The sequence below is a fragment of the Roseivivax lentus genome (assembly GCF_900156805.1).
Lineage (GTDB): Bacteria > Pseudomonadota > Alphaproteobacteria > Rhodobacterales > Rhodobacteraceae > Roseivivax > Roseivivax lentus.
Genome location: NZ_FTOQ01000014.1, coordinates 1 through 18,053 on the forward strand (window position 1 = coordinate 1; position 18,053 = coordinate 18,053).

15 protein-coding genes are annotated in these 18,053 nt (G+C 68.1%); 10 read left to right on the plus strand and 5 right to left on the minus strand.

Going from position 1 to position 18,053, the window contains the following annotated elements; genetic code table 11:
- The 3 genes from BW990_RS16680 to BW990_RS16690 form a co-directional block, all read right to left on the minus strand.
- The coding region (locus BW990_RS16680) for a hypothetical protein (protein WP_143526257.1) at window positions 1-765 on the minus strand (765 nt) is incomplete at its 3' end.
- 380 nt (window positions 766-1,145) lie between these two features.
- Window positions 1,146-3,047, minus strand: coding sequence for a hypothetical protein (locus BW990_RS16685; protein ID WP_076449810.1), 1,902 nt, complete (start codon window positions 3,045-3,047; stop codon window positions 1,146-1,148).
- Between the two features lie 158 nt (window positions 3,048-3,205).
- Window positions 3,206-4,663: a hypothetical protein gene (locus BW990_RS16690; RefSeq protein ID WP_076449812.1), complete on the minus strand. Its 1,458-nt coding sequence runs from the start codon at window positions 4,661-4,663 to the stop codon at window positions 3,206-3,208.
- A gap of 332 nt (window positions 4,664-4,995) precedes the next feature.
- On the opposite strand from BW990_RS16690, the gene BW990_RS16695 reads away from it, so the two are divergent.
- The 4 genes from BW990_RS16695 to BW990_RS16710 all read left to right on the plus strand — a co-directional run bounded on the left by BW990_RS16695 (window position 4,996) and on the right by BW990_RS16710 (window position 10,890).
- Window positions 4,996-5,649, plus strand: a complete 654-nt coding sequence (locus tag BW990_RS16695) for a hypothetical protein (RefSeq protein ID WP_076449814.1) — start codon at window positions 4,996-4,998, stop codon at window positions 5,647-5,649.
- Window positions 5,650-5,945: 296 nt separating this feature from the next.
- On the plus strand, window positions 5,946-7,637 hold the full coding sequence (locus tag BW990_RS16700; protein WP_076449816.1) for a winged helix-turn-helix domain-containing tetratricopeptide repeat protein: 1,692 nt from the start codon (window positions 5,946-5,948) through the stop codon (window positions 7,635-7,637).
- A 34-nt stretch (window positions 7,638-7,671) separates the two neighbouring features.
- Window positions 7,672-8,859: a phosphatase PAP2 family protein gene (locus BW990_RS16705; RefSeq protein ID WP_083950684.1), complete on the plus strand. Its 1,188-nt coding sequence runs from the start codon at window positions 7,672-7,674 to the stop codon at window positions 8,857-8,859.
- Between the two features lie 9 nt (window positions 8,860-8,868).
- Window positions 8,869-10,890 carry a S8/S53 family peptidase gene (locus BW990_RS16710; RefSeq protein WP_076449820.1) on the plus strand — a complete coding sequence of 674 codons (2,022 nt, stop codon included), beginning with the start codon at window positions 8,869-8,871 and terminating at the stop codon, window positions 10,888-10,890.
- Between the two features lie 60 nt (window positions 10,891-10,950).
- Here BW990_RS16710 and BW990_RS16715 read toward each other — a convergent pair whose 3' ends face one another.
- Together BW990_RS16715 and BW990_RS16720 are read right to left on the minus strand one after the other, a co-directional pair.
- Window positions 10,951-12,429 (minus strand): aldo/keto reductase, encoded by a 1,479-nt coding sequence (locus BW990_RS16715; protein ID WP_076449822.1) that lies wholly within the window; start codon window positions 12,427-12,429, stop codon window positions 10,951-10,953.
- Complete coding sequence (locus BW990_RS16720) at window positions 12,422-13,093, minus strand: GntR family transcriptional regulator (protein WP_076449824.1); 672 nt, start codon at window positions 13,091-13,093, stop codon at window positions 12,422-12,424. Before BW990_RS16720 ends, BW990_RS16715 begins: the two co-directional genes overlap by 8 nt.
- Before the next feature lie 99 nt (window positions 13,094-13,192).
- Between BW990_RS16720 and BW990_RS16725 the strand changes: the two genes are divergently transcribed.
- The 6 genes from BW990_RS16725 to BW990_RS16750 are packed head-to-tail and all read left to right on the plus strand — an operon-like array spanning window position 13,193 to window position 18,016.
- Window positions 13,193-13,567: a TIGR04076 family protein gene (locus BW990_RS16725; protein ID WP_076449826.1), complete on the plus strand. Its 375-nt coding sequence runs from the start codon at window positions 13,193-13,195 to the stop codon at window positions 13,565-13,567.
- Window positions 13,564-14,643 carry an aldo/keto reductase gene (locus BW990_RS16730; protein WP_076449828.1) on the plus strand — a complete coding sequence of 360 codons (1,080 nt, stop codon included), beginning with the start codon at window positions 13,564-13,566 and terminating at the stop codon, window positions 14,641-14,643. The genes BW990_RS16725 and BW990_RS16730 overlap by 4 nt, the downstream gene beginning before the upstream one ends.
- On the plus strand, window positions 14,640-15,413 hold the full coding sequence (locus BW990_RS16735) for an ABC transporter ATP-binding protein (protein WP_076449830.1): 774 nt from the start codon (window positions 14,640-14,642) through the stop codon (window positions 15,411-15,413). The genes BW990_RS16730 and BW990_RS16735 overlap by 4 nt, the downstream gene beginning before the upstream one ends.
- A complete protein-coding gene (locus BW990_RS16740) occupies window positions 15,406-16,140 on the plus strand; it encodes an ABC transporter ATP-binding protein (RefSeq protein WP_076449832.1) in 735 nt (244 codons plus the stop codon). The genes BW990_RS16735 and BW990_RS16740 overlap by 8 nt, the downstream gene beginning before the upstream one ends.
- Entirely contained in the window at window positions 16,137-17,051 is a 915-nt protein-coding gene (locus BW990_RS16745) for a branched-chain amino acid ABC transporter permease (protein WP_076449834.1), read from the plus strand. The genes BW990_RS16740 and BW990_RS16745 overlap by 4 nt, the downstream gene beginning before the upstream one ends.
- Window positions 17,048-18,016, plus strand: coding sequence for a branched-chain amino acid ABC transporter permease (locus BW990_RS16750; protein WP_076449836.1), 969 nt, complete (start codon window positions 17,048-17,050; stop codon window positions 18,014-18,016). The genes BW990_RS16745 and BW990_RS16750 overlap by 4 nt, the downstream gene beginning before the upstream one ends.
- Window positions 18,017-18,053: the final 37 nt, after the last annotated feature.

Genomic DNA, 18,053 nt, shown 5'->3' on the forward strand with positions numbered 1-18,053 from the left:
GCCGCCGCCCGGCGCGACCGTCAGGCTGCCCGGCGCCGAGATCGAATTGACCGTGACGTTGCTCGGGGCCGCGCTCACCGCCTGCGCGATGGTCAAGGCCGCCGTGCCCGAGTTCGTGACCGTGTAGGTGACGGATTTCGCCATCCCCGCGGGCTCGCTGCCCTGGGCGTCCGTCCCGCCATCGGTGAGCGCGCCGCTTTCCGACGAACTCACCGCGATCTCGGGTTCGGGGGGCGGAGGCGTGCCAATGGTGCCGGTGCCGCCTGAATAGGTGTAGGTAAAGTTGATCGCGGTCGCCCCGTGGGTCCCCGTGACGGAACAGCCCGCGCTGCAATCGAGGGTTACCGATCCACCTGACGATACAGGGTTCCCGTTCACCGAAAAGGTAAGCAGTCTCGCATCGTCGCCGCCATCGAAATTGAAGAAATTGGTATTTCCAGCGCTGTCGACGTTCTGGATGAGTATAAAATCTTCGTTTTCGTCGCTGACTGGTACGTTGGTTGAATAGTCGCAATCGTTATCGGTCAGGTTTAGCGCGAGCGTATCTGTCACGGATGTCGGCGCCCCCGGCGAAGGGCAATTGGTGTACTGCGCCTGCGCCGGGACAGAGAGGACGAGCCAGAGAAACAGCGCCTTGCAGAACAGCAGACAGGCCTGCAGGACGAAAAGACGGGCCCGGTCGATAGATTTGGCGACGGACCGGTCTTCGCCATGCGCGTCTCGGGAGGCTCCGATCGCCGAGAACCGGGAAAATGCCATGGTCATGTCGCGTCGCCCTTCAAATCGGGCCAGGGCATTGCCAAGCATCTCTGCCGAAACACGCCATGACCATATCATCAATAACCACCAGGCTCTCACCCGGATCGTTCGAAATACGCGGCGCTTCGCAGGCGAACCCTCGCGCTGCCGTGGGGTAAACGTTATCCGCGGGCCGGAATCGCACAACGGGCTTTGTTTCGCTTTTTGCGGGTATGAGGATTTCTGCAACACACTTCATGAGGGCGCGCGCCCTGCTTGGCTGCACAGCCCCCCCGATCCGGCCTGGTCGGGTTGCGACGGACGCCGGAGGCAGGGGATGCGAGATGCCGCCCGAGTGCCATGAGGGCCGCGGGCGAGACGCGGCGGACGGGGTGTTGCGGTTCATGTCAGCCTCCGCGCGCCAGGTCATCGTGCAACTCGGTCAGGAGGGCCGCGCCCTCGAGCGGCATGTCCGGAAAGAGGCTGCGCAGATTGGCCGCCTCGCGCATCTCGGCGAGGCTTAGCGGCGGTCGGCCCGCGCGCCGCCGTCCGCTCCACTCGGCGCCGAGCACTTCGGTGAGGATGAAGTCGCGCTTCGCCGCCGGTCCCGGCCGGGACAGTTGCGCCGCCGGGATCGTGCCGAAGACGTTCTCATAAGCCGCGACGAGAGGATCGGCGGGGCGCGGCTGGGACTTGGGCAACGGCATGGCTGCGGGCGCGGCGGCCTGCGGCGCGACCCTCGCCTGCGCCGTGGCGAACAGGCGCGGCGTCTGAAGCCTCTGCGACAGGACGGGCGCGGCCTCCGCGAAGGGCCGCGCGATACGGGCGCCGATCACGTGGGCGAGCGGTCCGGGCGTGCCGGGTTGGCCCTGCGCCCCGGCGTTCAGAACGAGGCTCGGCGCGCCGGTCCCGGGGTCCGGTTCGACCCGGGCGGTCACCGGACGCTGCGCCTGATCGGTCACTCGCATCTGCCCCAGAAGCGTCGCGCTGACCCCGGCCCCGGTGGGCACGCTTTGCGACAGGCGGTGCAGGTCGCCGTCGGGATAGACCACCCGCAGCGTCACCTCGCGGCAGACAAGCAGCGATTTCAGGAAGCCGAAGGCGGTGCCGGCAACCGGCCCCACGGGCACCTGGAACTGGTATCCCGCAGGCAGGCCCTGGGCGTGGTTGGCGGCGGCCTGCCGGATCGGCGTGTCGAAGAACCAGCCGGTCGCCCGATCCGCCTCGAAGGGCGCGAGGTCCAGCGTGATCTCCGCCGGTCCGTGATATTGCACGCGGATCTCGGCCTTGTCTCCCGCGCCGTCATGGGAAAAGAGCGACCGCTCGGCGCCCTGGGCATCGGTCAGCGCGACCACCGAGGCGGGAACGTGCGACGGCGCCGCACCCGGGGCCGCCACGAGCGCCGTGCCGCCGGGGGCGCTTTGGGCGGAAAAGGACATCTCGAGGACATTGGCCGCTGACAGATCGGCCCGGATCGCGTTGACCGAGGGCGCGACGGAAAAGCTGTGCCGCACCGCGTTCACGCCGCTGCGGTCGACCGTGTACATGCCGCTCTCGTTGCCCGGATCGGGCGCGTGGGTGTTCCCGGCGGCTTTGCGGATCGAATGGGAGGTGTTCCACAGCGCGTCGATGCGCGCGGCCCAGTCCGCCTCGTGTTTGAGCGCGGCGCGCAAGGGCGGAAGCAGCGCGGGCGGCGCCGAGGCCGGCGCCTGCGCGAAGAGGCTGTCGAGCCAGGCCGCGCGGATCCCGGCGGCGTCGAGGGGCGGCAGTCCCTGCGCCTGCCGGCCGCTCCATTCATAGGCGATCCGGTACTCGACCACGTAGTCCACGTTGCTGAGCGGTCCGCGCCCGAGGGCCGCTGCCGCAGCCGCCTTGTCCGTGGGGCTGATCGGCGCGAACAGCGACTGGTAGCTGGTGACGAGCTGGCTGCGCGCCTGCGCGGCGGCGGTCAGGTGCTGTTCCAGCTCCGCCCGGTCCTGATCCGTCCAGAGATAGGCGGTGGCGCTGATCAGGTTGAAATACCGGGTGGTCAGACCGGCGCTGAGCGCGATCACGTCGTCCGACGTGCGTGCGGCAAGGGTGTTGAGGAAGTGCCAGGTCTCGGCGCTGAAGGTCCCGAAGCTGTTCCATTCCCACGGGAACTCACCCACCCCGGAGGTATCGACCGGCAGGAATTCCTCCGGGGCCGCGGCCATCGCCTGCGCGGGCGCGGTCTTGAGGACCGCGCGGGCGCCGGGACCGCCGATGCCGGCAGATCGCCGCAGGGTGGCGACAAGCGACTGCTTGAGGGCACGATAGGGGTCGGACATGGCCGGACCTCGGAGCTGCGGGGAATGGGACATGGGGGTGCCTGCCCGGTGGCGCCGGTCAGGCCGTGCGGACAGCGGCGTGAAAACGCCCACCCGACGATCGCGCGCGATCATCGGATGGGCCGGCACTCGTGACAACACAACCTACACGCGGGTCGTTACTGCGCCCCGGGCCACGCGCAATTCGCCCCAATCACGTAGGCCTGCGAGGTCATCAGGGTGCCGGGGATGACGGCGGGCGGCGGGGTCATGGTGACGGTCACCGTGCCGGCGGTCTTGTCGTAATGGTAGGTCGAGCTTTGGTAGCTCTGCGATGCGCCGGCCAGCGGAATGCCGAGGAAGCTGACGCTCCACGAGGATTGCTGCTGGAAGTGCGACTGGAACAGCGCTTCGGTGGCATTGTGGAAGACCATCTTGATCGTCGGCAATTGCGAGATGGCCAGCACGTCGAGCACCCCGAAATCCCCGTTCTCGGCGAAGTTGTAGGGTTGCGGCGTGGTGAAGGCGACGCCGCTGACGTTCGGATCGTGATTGGCCGCCTGCTTGATCAGCTGCGGGTTCCACCAGCCCGAACCGTTGCTGATGTCATAGGCGCTGGCGGAGAGTTGCGGCGTGAACTTGGTCACCCCGGTGAAGGACATGGTGATGTCGACCTGGGTCACTTTCTGGTCGAAGGAGAACGCGTTGTAGCTTGCGCCCGCGCTGCCGCCGAGATGAAAGAAGTCGATCCAGCCGGACACGCCTGCCCCGCCATTGACCGAAACGCTGGAGGTCGTCTGGTCCACCTGGGTAACCGTCATGTTGACCTCGAAGCCCTGCGTGCCCTGCAGCCCATTCTGGATCGTGCTCGTGGGCTCCGCGATGTTGAGATACGGCAGGATCGAGGCCGTCCCGTTGACATCCGCCGCCGACATCCAGCCCGGCTTCACAGCCGCCGGCGTCGGGGAGAGGTTCCTCGCACATTGCGCGATTTGCGCATTGTAGGAATTGACCGCGTTCTGGACCGTGGCCGCCGCCGCCGTCTGCGACAGGTACGTCATGAAGTCGCTGATAAGCTTTCCGGTGCCGAGCGGCGCATTGGGCAGCAGCGAGGTCGGGCTGGTCGAGCTGCGGAAGGTCGCAAGCGTCAGATCGTCAGCGCCCCAGGAGAGGATCTGCTCGGTGACATAGAGCAGCTTGGCGCTGGCCGTGGCCGAATTCGCCGCGGGAATGGCCCCGAAAAGCGAGGTGTAGTCGGCCACCACGGTGGTAACGATCCCCGCCGCGTTCATGTTTGCCTGGTTGAGCGCGGTCTGGTCGGCCGCGGTCAGCTCGTAGGCCATCGCGGTGTAGAGGTTGAACAGCCCGGTCGTCAGTGCGCTGCCGTCGGTGATCTGAAGGTACCCGTCCGCATTGTACTGCATGACGTTGTCGAACTGGTTCCACGTCGCGGTGTTGAAGATCGCCGCGTTGTTCCAGTACCAGAACAGATCGCCCATCCCGGCGCTGTCGACCGGCGACCAGTTCTGGACGTTCAGCGCGGACTTGACCGCGCTATCGGCTTTTTTCATCAGGCCATCGTAATAGGCCTTCTTGATGGGGGCGATGTCCTGTGCGGTTGTCTCGAGGTCTTTCATGGTCTTGTCCTCCGGATCCTGTTCCCTGTGATGCTCGGATCGAGCGCTGTCCCCCGGGAGCGATCCTTGAATGGCGGGGAACAGTGAGGACATGCTGTCAGGGCGCGGGGTTCCGGTCCCGAAAGCCTGCCGAAATTAAAACGAAATCGCGGGCCTTCGGAAATTCGGGAAGGTTTCGGAAATCTTTCGGTCTTTTCCCGCGCGTCTGCGCGAAGGTGTCCGGGTCTCCCCAGACGGCGCGGGCCCGCGTGTACCTCTCTCCTTCCTGACGGCGCGGGCCCGCGCCACACCCCGGACCTCTCAGGCGGCCCGGACCTCTCAGGCGGATGGCCATGGACTTGTTGACCGCGCAGACGCAGGAGATCACGGGCGTCAGCATCTTTCCCTATTACCGCGATGTGCCGCTCGAGCTGGACGCGGTCGCGCATGGCGCCTCGGGGCGCTACGAGACCGGCTTTTTCGCCGGGCAATCCTATCACCGCCTGACGCTGGACGACGTGCGCATCACGCGGGCGCTGCATGTGGGCGCCACCTATAGCTGCACCGCGCGCGGCCCCGACGACCGGCCGCTCAAGACGCATTGGCTGTTCTGCACCTCGCTGGCGCCGCGCCTGTCCTTCGGTCTCAGCAAGGGCTGGGGCGCGCCCGCCGGTTGCACCGCCATCCTGCCGGATATCGACGGGCTGCTGGTCGAGCTCGAGGAATTGACCGACCTCGTCAGCGTGTTCCCCTCCCCGCTTGTCGAAAACAGCGTCTGCGAAGCTCAGATCGGCCGGAAGGGCTGGCTGGTGATGACCCGCATCGGCTGTCCGCAGCGGATCGGCATCCTCGTCGAGGACCCGGTGCTGCCCTCCAGCATGTGCCTGGGATCGACCGGCATCACCATGGCCGCGCGCGCGGTGCGGACCACGCAAGCCATATCGCTCGGCCCGTTATCCTGCGTGCGCGACGGTGATGCCGCGCTGTTTCTGCGGATGGAGGCGTGATGTTTGGGCTATGCCGCAGCGCCGATGATGTTTACGCTACGTCCGGTAGCCAGTTGCCGTCGGTTTTCCCTAATCTTCGTTCGAGCGATGTCGAACAGCCGTTTCGGGTGCCGCATGCGGAGCAACGGGCCGACCGCCCCGGGCCGCATTCGTGTCTGCGACACGGAGACACCGGCGCCCCTAAGGGCGCTCGCGTCTGGGACGGGACCGGCGTTTTTCACCAAGCACGCGTTCATGTCGGGGCCGGTATTCTTGATGGGGCCAGTATTTTTTACGGGGATTGTCCTGCGCACATCATGACCACGGTATCGGGACATATCAGGCTGGGCCGCGCCACCTATCATCCGGGGACCGAACGGATCCTGACGGCGTCGGGCGACGAGATCGTGCTGCGCGCGCAATCGGCGCAGGTGCTGCGCGCGCTGATCGGGCGGCTGGGCGCGCTCAGCCCACGCGACGACCTGATCGCCGAGGTCTGGCCCGATGTCGCGGTCACCGATGACAGCCTGACGCAGTGCATCCTCGATATCCGCCGCGCCATCGGCGATGCCGACCGGAGCGTGCTGAGGACCATGCCGAAGCGGGGCTACGTCCTGCACGGAGAGCTGGTGCAGGGCCCCGTTCCCGCAGCGCCCGGGCAGGCGGCGGCGCATGCATCGGTTGGGATCGCGCCCGCGACGCCGCGTAGCCCCGCAGAGACCGGGCGCGCCGACGCGGCGCCGGACCCGTCCCGCGATCCCGGTGCGCCGCATTACGCGCATCCCCTTCGCATCATCCCCCAGCTCGATCCGCGCGATGTGCTGCCCACGCTGGCCGTGCTGCCGTTCCGGGCGCCGCCCGACAGCAGCCGCGCCGCGATCGTGAGCGCCTATCTCGGCGACGAGATCGCCGGCGGCATCAGCCGGTCGGAAGACATGAACGTCATCTCGCGGCTCTCCACGCTGGAGCTTGGCCAGGGCGCGGGCGACCTGCGGCGCGTGGGGCAGATGCTGAACGCCGATTTCGTCCTCTCGGGCAGCGTGTTCGATCGCGGCACCTCGAGCCTCCTGCTCGTCGAGTTCGCCGAGACCACGTCGCAGCGGGTGCTCTGGTCGGACCGGATGGCGCTGGCCGACCGCGCCTGGATCGAGGATGACGAATGCGTCGGCCGGATCGTCGCCCAGGTGCGCCGGGCGATCATGACGAACGAGGTGCGGCGCGTCCGGTCCTCGGCGCTCAGGGATCTGAAGCTCTTCAGTGTGCTGCACGGGGCGGTCGGGCTGATGCACCGCTTCGCGCCGAAGGAGTTCAACCTCGCGCGGAACTACCTCGATTACGTGATCGAGAAGGCGCCGGATCATCCGACGCCCTTGGCCTGGCTCGCGCGCTGGCACGTTCTGCGCGCCGTTCAGGGCTGGACCGAGGACACGAAATGCGAAGCCCGCGCGGCCCTCGACTTCACCGGGCGGGCGCTGGATATCGACCCCGATCACACGCTCGCCCTGGTCTCCGAAGGGCAGGTCCTGGCGCACCTGGCGCACCGGCTCGACGAGGCCGAAAGCCGCTACAACACCGCGCTGGCGATCACCCCGAACGATGCGCAATGCCTCGCGTTGCGTGGCATGTTCTCGGCCATTCGCGACCGCGGCGCGGAGGGCAAGCGCGACACCGAACGCGCGCTGCATCTGTCGCCGCTGCATCCGCACCGCTTCTTCTTCCTGGCGCAGGCCGCCGCCGCCAACATCGCCGCCAAGGATTACCCCCGCGCGGTGACGCTGGCCAAGGAATCGCTGCGCCTGAACCGCACGCATGTCTCCACGCTGCGCACGCTGGCCATCGCCCAGGCGGGCGCGGACCAGATGGAGGATGCCCGCCGCACCGCCGCCGAACTGATGCGGCTGCATCCCGGCATGCGCGTCAGCAGCTGGCTGAAGAACTCGCCCAGCAGCGGCTACGAGCTGGGCCGGTCGGCGGCGGAAAAGCTGAAACTCTCCGGGATCCCGCTTTAGGCAAACCGGCAAGAAAACCACCAGGAGGTACGATATGAGTATGGGTCCCGAGAATGCCCTGAACGCCTTGAACGCGCTCAATGCGCTCAACGCCCTGAATGCGCTGAACGCGCTTGGCAGCAGCAATGCCCTGGGCGCGCCGGGCGGCGAAAGCCCGCTTCTGGGCGAGGCGCTCATCACCAACCGCGACGGCATCGCGGGTGCGCGCATTCCGGATATCCCCGCGCCCGCGCCGGGTCTCGCCGACAGCCCGCAGAACCTGCCGCGCCTGTCGACCAGCGTCCGCGCCGCCATTTTCCAGGCCGAGCTCGGTCAAAGCGTCGATCTGTCCGTCGAAATCAACGACGGCCTGCCCACCGCCACGCTCTGGCGAAAGACGGCTGAACGCGACCGCAAGTCCCGCACGGTCACCTTCGCGCCGATGGTCGAGATGACCGGCCCCACGACCGAGCAGCTCGTCACGCAGCTCAGGCTCGTCGGCTCCTATGCGCGGCTGCGTGCCGACCGGGGGGCGGAGGTCCTGTCGCAGATCGGCGTGCCCACGGCCTTCTTCGGCTCGATCGGCTTTCTCGACCCGGCCCGGACACCGCACACGATCGAGCTGCTCTACACCGCGCTCGGATTTGCCCTGCCGGTGATCCAGCGCACGAAGTTCGCGATGGCGGTCAAGCGGCCCATCGAGTTCTCGCCGCAGGTGCAGCCGATGATCGCGACGCCGACCCATGGCTCGCTGCCCAGCGGGCATGCGACCGAGGTCTTCCTGATGGCGCGCGTTCTGTGGAAGCTCCTGCGCGAAAGCGGCGCGCCGCAATATGCCGATCACGATAACGCTTACTGGGGCGAGATGCTGATGCGGCAGGCCGCACGGATCGCCACCAACCGCACCGTGGCCGGCGTGCATTTCCCCATCGACAGCGTGGCGGGCGCCGCGCTGGGGCTGACGCTGGCCGATCATGTTCATGCCATGTGCCGGGGCGGCGGCTGGTCGTCCGCCTGTCTCAAGGCGCCGAAATTCAACGCCGACGACGATTTCGACTGGCACCAGCTCTATGCTGCCAAAGGCGACAAGCTGCAGCCCGAGGCCGGCACGGGCGACCATGTCTATGCCACCTTCGAGACCCATGAGGCGGGCGGAGACGCGCCTCCCTCCCCGGCGCTCAACTGGCTCTGGCAGAAGGCGCTGGACGAATGGCGCGACCCGCAGCCGGCAGCCGGACGATAGGGGCGCACCATGGCGCAGTGGATCCCGAACCCGCTGGAGCAGGCGGGCGACATCATCGATCACGTGACTTTTTTTCGGCTGAGCCGCGCCGGGGCGGATACGGAACCGGCGCCCGATACAATCTGGTGGTCGGTCCTGGTCGAGCTCGAGGAGATCAGCATCGACACTCTGGCGGCCCGGATTTCGGACTTTGCGCAGGACCTCGTCATCCCCGCCGCCTATGACGCGGAAGATCGCGCGCGCTCCCTGCCGCGACAGCCGGTGACACTGTTCGCCCGCAGCGCGCTGGTCGCGCATCTGAACGATCGCAGCCAGGACCTGGGCATCGCCTCCGTCCTTCTGGGCGCCGAGACGCCCGCGCGGTTTCTCGACCGGGACGCGGCGCCCCGGGACCTGCCCGGGATCGAAGTGGCAGACGACGTGGTCGTGCAGGCGGTCGTGGATGACGGCATCGCGCTCGCGCATGACCTTTTTCGCCGCGGCGCGACCGCGACCCGCATCCACTACGCGCATATCTTCGAAGCGGAGCCGGTGCCGGGCGGCCATACGAGCCTCGGGCGCGGGCTGGAGCGGGCGGAGATCGACCGCATCCTCGCCGAATGCACCTTCGGCGGCATGCTCGACGAGGATCTCTTCTACAGCCGCACCGGGCAGCTCGATCCCGCGCGAGAGGTATTCTCCACCGTGGCGCTGCGCCGGTCCCACGGCACGCATATCATGGCGCTTGCGGCGGGCGCGCCCATGGCCGAGGAGGACGCCAAGCATCCGATCCTCTGCGCCGCTCTGCCCTCGCGGATCGTCGGGGACACGACCGGGCTCGACATGGTGCCGCTGCTGTACCTGGCCTTCCACATCCTTGTCCGGCAGGCCCGCCGCTTCCGCAGGCAGGACGGCACCCCTGCCCCGGTGATCTTCAACTTCTCCTATGGCAATAACGGCGGGCCGCATGACGGCACCGGCATCTTCGCCACGCTCTTCGATCATTATTTCGGCCCGGATGCCCCGCGCGCGACCGCGCAGGAACAGCGGGCCTGGCTGACCCTGCCGGCCGGGAATGCCAATCTCGAACAGCTGCACGGCGTGGTGCCCGAAGGCGCAAGCGGGCCGGTGACGCTCGATCTCTGCCTGCTGCCCGACGACCGCACGGCGAGCCATGTGCAGGTCTGGATGCCGTCCTGCCCCAAGGATGCGCAGCCCGACTTCGCCCGCATCACCGTGCACACCCCTGCCGGTCAGTGCGGCACGATCGACACGCAGCCCGGCGCGCATGCCGAGCTTGTCGGCGCGGAGAACCGGAGGATCGCCTGGCTTGCCTACCAATATGTCGGCGGGCACACGCGGCGCGGGCTGGTGACGCTGTCGATCAATCCGACCGCCGATCTGACGGACGACACGGCGCTCGCCCCGGCAGGCCAGTGGCGGCTGGAGATCGAGCGCCATCCCGGCCTGTCGGACGACCCGATCCATGTCTGGATCCGCCGCGACGAGACGCTGCCCGGCCAGATGCCGGGCGGTCGTCAGGCCTTTTTCGACAATCCCGACTACGTGCGCTTCGACCGCTTCGGCGCACCGCTGCCCGTCGATCCGCCGGACAGCGATTGCCCGGTCCGGCGCTCCGGCACGCTGAGCGGCTTTTCCTGCGGCGCGGAGCCCGTCGTGGTGGCGGCCTACGTGGCGCAGGAGGCGGTGCTTTCGGATTATTCCGCGGCAGGACCGCTCAACCCGACGCCCGGGGGTCCGCAGCCGCCGCGCGACGGCCCCGATCTGGCGGCGCGGGGCGATGACAGCTTCGTGCGGCGCGGCGTGCTGTCGGCGGGATCGAGAAGCGGCTCCTGGGTGCGGCTCGCGGGCACCAGCGTCGCGGCGCCGCAAGTGGCCCGGATTGCCCGTGGCGACATCGCCCGCGCGACGGGCAGCGCGCGCGATTGGGCGCGCGCGCTTGCGCAGGCGGACGGCCTGCCGCTGAAGGACGATCCGGGCCCAACCCGGGTCGGGGCGGGTGCGGTGCGGTCCGCGCCCGGCGAGGCCTGAGCGACCGGCCGCGCGGGCCCCGGCGCGCAATGATGACATGTCATGCCTTCCGAGGAGGCCTCACGGCGCGGCGTCAGCCTCCGGGATGACCGCCTCGGCCTCGATCTCGACCTTGTAGCCGCCGATCAGCCCTGCCACGACCACGAGCGTATTGGCGGGCTTCACCGCCCCGAAGACCCGGCCATGGGCGCGCGAGATCGCGGCGACATCGGCCTCGTCGGTGATGTAGATGCGGGTGCGCACCACGTCCTCGGCCCGCGCCCCGAGCGCCGAGAGCGCGGCGAGGATCTTGTCGAGCACGTAGGTCGTCTGCGCCCCGGCATCCTCCGCGGCCACCTTGCGCGACGGGCCCGCCGTGGCCGTGGTGCCCGAGACGAAGACGCGCGCGCCCACGCGCTGCGCGCGGGCATATCCGGCGATATCCTCCCATTCCGAGCCGGTCAGCACGCGCGTCGCGCCGGGGCGCGCGGCGGGCTCGGCGGCATGGGCTAGCGGGATCCGGTCGAGGTGATGCGACAGATCCCCCGAGGCGGTCAGGAACGGCGGCCTGCGATATTCATCGCCGCAATCGCCGGGCACCGGGTCGGTCCCGGCGAAGGCCGCGTCCAGCGCCGCGCGGTCCTCGGCATCGAGCGCGAAGGAGAACAGGCGCAGGTTATCGGCCATGTGTTCGCTTTGCCCGAGCCGCGCGCCGATGATCGTGGCGGCCACGGCCTCCTGTTCCAGCACCCAGCGCGTCGCCACGTTCGACAGCGACACGCCATGCTTGCGCGCGATGCCCGAGGCCGCCCGCAGGAGCCCCTGAAACGCATCCCAGCCGCCGATCGTGTCGATGAAGCGGCGGTATTTCATCTTCGACCAGTCGCCGATCTGCGCGGGGTCCTCCGCGCCCAGCCATCGCTCCGACAGGAAACCGCCGCAGAGCGTGCCATAGGCAAAGAGCTTCACGCCGGTTTCGCGCGCCAGATCGCTGAGCGGCCCCGCCGCGCGCCGGTCCACAAGCGAGAACGACACCTGGTTCGAGACCAGAGGCACGCCGTCCTTCAACGCCACGCGCAGGTGATCGGCGTCGAAATTGGTGACGCCCAGCTCGGCGATCAGCCCCTTCTCGCGCAGCTCGGCCAGCTCGTGCAGCGCATCGAGCCAAGCCGGGTGCTGAAAGCTCCACCAGTGGAATTGCAGAAGGTCGACGCAGTCAACGCCGAGCCGTTCGAGCCGCTCGGCCACCCCGGCGCGCACGATTGCGGGCGTCATCGGGCCGGGTGGCGGGCACCATTTGGTGAAGGCGAGAGGCCGCTTTTCGTTCTCTCCCCGCCGGGCCAGAAGCCGCCCGGCGATGATCTCGGCGCTGCCGTAATGATCGGCCATGTCGAACGTATCGAAACCTGCGCCGGCATAGGCCGCAAGGTGGTCCGCGCCGGTCTCGGGGTCGATCTCGGTGCCGTCCTTCTCGATGTCCGCCACCTGCCACAGCCCCACGAGCGTGCGGGCCATGTCGAGCGATCCGAGGCGCGTGCGGTCGGGGCGGGGGTCAGTCATGGCGGGCGGCCTCGTCGATCCGGTGGGCGAGAATGGCGAAGCTGCGCTCGATATCGCGGCATAGCGCGGCGCGGGCGGAGGCCCCGTCACCCGCTTTCAGCGCCGCGAGGATCTCGTGGTGGTGGCGGTGCTCGTCGAGGGTCTGCGCCGATTGCTCGCGGATCACGAGGTTCAGATACGCGCCGTATTGCATCCAGAGCGCCTCGATCATCGGCAGCAACACTTCCGACCCGCTGAGCCGGTAGAGCGCGAAGTGAAAGGCGTAGTTGAGCTCCAGATCGGGCAGCACGCCGTCGGCCCCCGCCCCGGCCAGCATCGCCTCGAGCGGGGCAAGGTCGTCCGGCCCCATCCGCGCCATCGCCGCGTCGAGCGCCAGCGCCTCGAGCGCCAGTCGCGCGGCCTTCAGGTCGGTGATCCGGCGCGCATCGAAGGGCGGCACCATCAGCGTCCGGCTCGGCGTGTCGATCAGCGCGCCCTCCGCCACCAGCCGCCGCACCGCCTCGCGCACCGGGGTCATCGAACAGCCCAGCTGTTCGGCCAGATCGCGCAGGCTGACCACGTCGCCCGGGGCGAATTCACCGCGCGTGAACGCCTGCCGGAGCGCGTCATAAACGGTCTCGCGCAGCTTCGACTGATCGATCGGGGCGAGTCTCGGCTGGTTCATGGGCACGCTCCCTGCCTGCGCTTCCGGGGGGTCAGAAAAGATTTGACACCCCATCGGGCTTTTACACAAGATCAAATATCACAGATCAAAAGGCGCAACATGGCGGACGATCCCGAGGACGGTTTCTGGCTTTACGATCTCAGGATCGAGACCGTGCTCGACGGCCGCACGCCCGTCTGCCGCCATATCGAGGGCGAGGCCTTCCGCATGCAGGGCGAGACGCTGGTCTTCGAGGCCGGGCAGCGCGTGTCGGCCTATGCGCTCGCGGCCCTGCTGCCGCTTCTGCCCGCCAAGCAGCGCACGACCGATCCCAACGACTGGATGTCCACCGACGCCGAAATTGCCTGCCCCGACCCCCATTGCGGCGGGCGCTTCCGCATCATCCGCGAAGGCAAGCGGCATTTCAGCCATGCCGCGACCACCGGCCTGCCGGATGCCCGCAAGGCTCCCTATTGGCAGGAGGGCGAGACATGAGCGTGGCGACCATCGAGCTGCGCCCGGGCCACCGCATCAGCCGCGTGATCCGCGGCGGCTGGCAACTCGCGGGCGATCACGGCGACGTCGACCGCGCGACGGCCATCGCCGACATGGAAGCCTTCGTCGATGCCGGCATCACCACCTTCGACTGCGCCGATATCTATACCGGCGTCGAGGAGATGATCGGTGCGTTCATGGCGGATCTGCGCCAGAGGCGCGGAGCCGAGGCCGCCGACCGTGTCGTCGTTCATACCAAGCTCGTCCCCGATCTGGGCCGCCTGCCCGATCTTCGCGCCGACGAGGTCGAGGCGATCATCGACCGGTCGCTCAAGCGGCTGCAGGTCGACCGGCTGGACCTCGTGCAATTCTACTGGTGGGACACGTCGCTCGGCGATCCGGTCGCGGCGATGGAGGTGCTGAAGCGCTGCCAGGCGGCGGGCAAGATCCGCAATCTCGGCGTGACCAACTGGGACGTGGCCGATACCCGGCCTTTCGTCGAGGCGGGCATCGATCTGGTCTCGACGCAGGTGCAATATTCCGTGCTCGACCGCCGTCCGGCGGGCGGGCTTGCGGACTGGGCGGCACAGGCCGACATGCAGCTTCTGTGCTACGGCACGCTCGCGGGCGGGTTTCTCACCGAGGGCTGGCTGGGCAAACCCGATCCGGGCTTTGCCTTCGAGAACCGCAGCCTCGTGAAATACCGACTCATCATCGACGAATTCGGCCCCTGGGCGCTGTTCCAGGAGTTGCTCGAAGCGCTGAAGGCGGTGGGCGACCGGCACGGCGTGTCGCTGTCCTCGGTCGCGACGGCCTGGGTGCTCGACCAGCCGCAGGTGGCCGCGGCCATCGTCGGCGCGCGCTATGCCCGGCACCTGCCGAAGACCCTGCAGGTCTTCGACGTGACGCTCGACGCCGAGGATCATGCGCGGATCGGCGTGGTCATCGCCAAGGCGGGCGGGCCGAACGGGCCGGTCTTCGGGCTCGAGGGCGACCGGACGAACCGTCACGGGCGCATCATGAAATACAACCTTAACACCAATCCCGACGACGCGGTGCTGGGGACGCAGACGTGACCGAGACGCTGCTGGAAACGGCGGGCCTTTGTCGCGCCTTCGGGCCGCTCAAGGCCGTCGACGATGTCTCGATTGCCGTCAAGGCGGGCACGATCACCGGGCTCATCGGCCCGAACGGTGCGGGAAAGTCGACGCTTTTCAATCTTCTGACAGGCGTTCTTGCACCGGATGCGGGCAAGATCCGCCTCAAGGGCGAGGACGTGACCGGCCTGCCGCCCGATGCGCTGTTCACGCGCGGACTTGGCCGCACGTTCCAGATTCCGCGCCCTTTCGCGCGCATGTCGGTCCTGGAAAACGTGATGATGGCCCCCGTCGGCCAGACAGGGGAGCGCGTCTGGGGGCCGTTCGTCGGCGCGGGCCGGGTCCGGGCGGAAGAAGCCCGCATCCGCGCCCGCGCGCTAGAGGTTCTGGACTTCGTCACGCTCGCGCCGCTCGCGGATCACCCGGCGGGCAAGATCTCGGGCGGGCAGCGCAAGCTGCTGGAACTCGCGCGCGTCTTGATGGGCGATCCGGAGGTGATCCTGCTCGACGAGCCCGCCGCCGGGGTGAACCCGTCGCTGACAGCGACCTTGATCGAGAAGATCGAGGCGCTGAACCGGCAGGGCAAGACCTTCGTCATCATCGAGCATGACATGGATTTCATCATGCGCCATTGCGATCCCGTCATCGCGATGGCCGAGGGCCGCCTCGTGTTTGAGGGTAGCGCCGCGGAGGCGCAGGCCAACCCGGTCCTTCTCGAGGCCTATCTCGGGACGATGGTGCATGGCTGATCCGGCGCTCAGCATCCGGGCCGTGACGGCGGGCTACCTGCGCGACCTGCCGATCCTCTTCGACGTGGACCTCGTGGCCGAGGCCGGGAAGATCACCACGATCATCGGACCGAACGGCGCGGGGAAATCGACCTTGATCAAGGCGATAGCGGGCCTTGTTCCAGTGACGTCCGGGACCGTTCGGCATGGCGGCACCGACATCACCGGCCTGCGTCCCGACCGGATGGCCGCCCACGGCATCGCCTACGTGCCGCAGACCGACAACATCTTCCGCAGCCTGACCATCCGCGAGAATCTCGACCTCGCGCTGCGCCGTGCGGGGCTGCGCCGGGACGCGATCCGCGCCCGCCTGCTGGCCCAGTTCCCGGCACTTCAGGCCAAGCTCGGCGACAAGGCCGGATCGCTTTCGGGCGGGCAACGGCAATTCCTGGCGCTGGCCAATGCGCTCGCGACCGAGCCGCGCACGATCCTGATGGACGAGCCGTCCGCCGGGCTGTCCCCCCGGGCCGCCGAGGAGGTGCTGGAGATGGCGCGCGGGTTGACCGAGACTGGCGTGACGATCCTCCTCGTCGAGCAGAACGTGACCCAGGCGCTGCGCCTCTCGGACCACTGCTACATCCTGGCCGAGGGCCGCAACCAGATCGACGGCAAGGCCGCCGACCTTCTGGGCGATCCGGTGGTGGCCGAGATCTATCTCGGCGGCAAGCGCCTCAGGGTGGGCGCATGATCCAGCACCTCGTCGACGGCGTGCTTGTGGGAGCGATCTACGCGCTCGGAGCCATCGGGCTGACGATGGTCATGCACATGCTGCGCTTCGCCAATTTCTCCCATGCGGAGCTGCTGTCGGTCGGGGCCTATGCGGCGCTGGTCTTCGAAAAGCTGTTCTCGGCTCTCGCCCCGCCGCTCGCCGCCAAGATCGGCCCCCTGTCGATGTCCTTAGCGCTGGCGCTCGCGGTTCTTGTCTCGATGGCGATCACCGCCGCCACCGCCGTGCTGATCGACAAGCTCGTCTTCAAGCGCATCCGCGAGCGGGGCGAGGAACTGTCGATGGTCTTCGCCTCCTTCGGTGTGGCGCTGATCGTCCGCAACGTGATCGGGCTCGTCTTCGGGCTCGGCACCACGCTTTACAGCCGCGAGATCCCCTTCGCGATGGTCCTGAGCCTCGATCCCTTGATCCTCGTGCGGCCCGACCAGATCTTCACCCTCTCGGCGGCGCTCCTCCTGATGGTGATCCTGCACCTCGTCCTGTCGCGCACGACCTTCGGTTACAGCTTGCGCGCAGTGGCCGAGAACCCGGCGCTCGCGCAGATCGCAGGCGTCAACCTGCGCCGCATCGTGATCGCCGTCTGGGTGATCGGTGGCGGGCTGGCCGCGGCGGCCGGCGTGTTCTACGGGCTGACGAACCAGATCACGCCGATGATCGGACGCGACCTTCTGATGCCGGTCTTCGCCGCGACCATCGTCGGCGGGATCGGGTCGATCTACGGCGCGGCGGCGGGCGGTTTCCTCGTGGGCCTCGCCGCGAACCTCGCGCTGGTGATCCTGCCTTCGGGCTACAGCCCCTCGGTGCCGTTTCTCATCATCCTGCTCGTCCTCAGCTTCCGCCCGAGCGGCATCTTCGCATCGGAGCGCGCATGATCGGGCTTCTGTCCTACCTCGTCTTCTTCGCCACGGTGGCGACGATCCTTGCCATCGCGGTGCTGGGGCTCAACCTGCAATGGGGCAATACCGGGCTCTTCAACGGCGGCGTGGCCGCGTTCTTCGGGGCGGGGGCTTACGGCACGCTGATCCTCGGCGGCACGCCGCAGGCGGGGCATCTGGGCGGCTTCGCCATGCCCTATCCGCTGGCGCTTTTAGGGGGCATGGCGGTGGCCGCCGCGCTGGCCTGGGGTGTGGGTCGGCTCACGCTCAAGCTCAGGCACGATTACCTCGCCATCGCGACCTTCGGCGTGGCGGTGGCCTTCGAGAACGTCATGCGCAATGCCGAATGGCTCTCGGGCGGGGCCAAGGGCCTGCGCGGCTTCGAGCGGCCCTTGCAGGAGGGAATCGGCTCGGGTCTCGCCTATAACGCGCTCTATCTGGCCTTCGTGGCGTCGCTCTTGCTGCTCACCTACCTTTTCCTCGAACGGCTCGTGAGCTCCCCCTTCGGACGGCTCCTGCGCGCGATCCGGGAGGACGAAGAGGCCGCGCGCTCCCTCGGCAAGAACCCCGCGAAGGTGCGGCTCACGGCCTTTGTCACAGGCTCCGTCATCATGGGGATGGCGGGCGGGCTCTACGCCACCTTCTACGCCTTCGTCAGCCCGCAGGACGTGCTGCCGATCCTGACCTTCCAGATCTGGGCCATGCTGATCGTGGGCGGCGCGGGCAACAATCGCGGCGCGATCCTGGGCGCGTTCCTGATGTGGGGGGCCTGGACGGCGAGCGGCTGGGCGCTGTCGCGCCACGCCCCGGTCGAGGCGCAGATCTATGCAGGTTCGATCCAATATGTCCTAATCGGATCGGTGATCGTGGGCATGCTGCTGTGGCGGCCGCAGGGGCTCTTCCCCGAACGGCTCGTCGTGTCGCAATCGGGCGGCGCCACCCGGCCCGCTCCGGCGAAATAGAGATTATCAATGAAGCCAACCAACAGAACCAACAGGG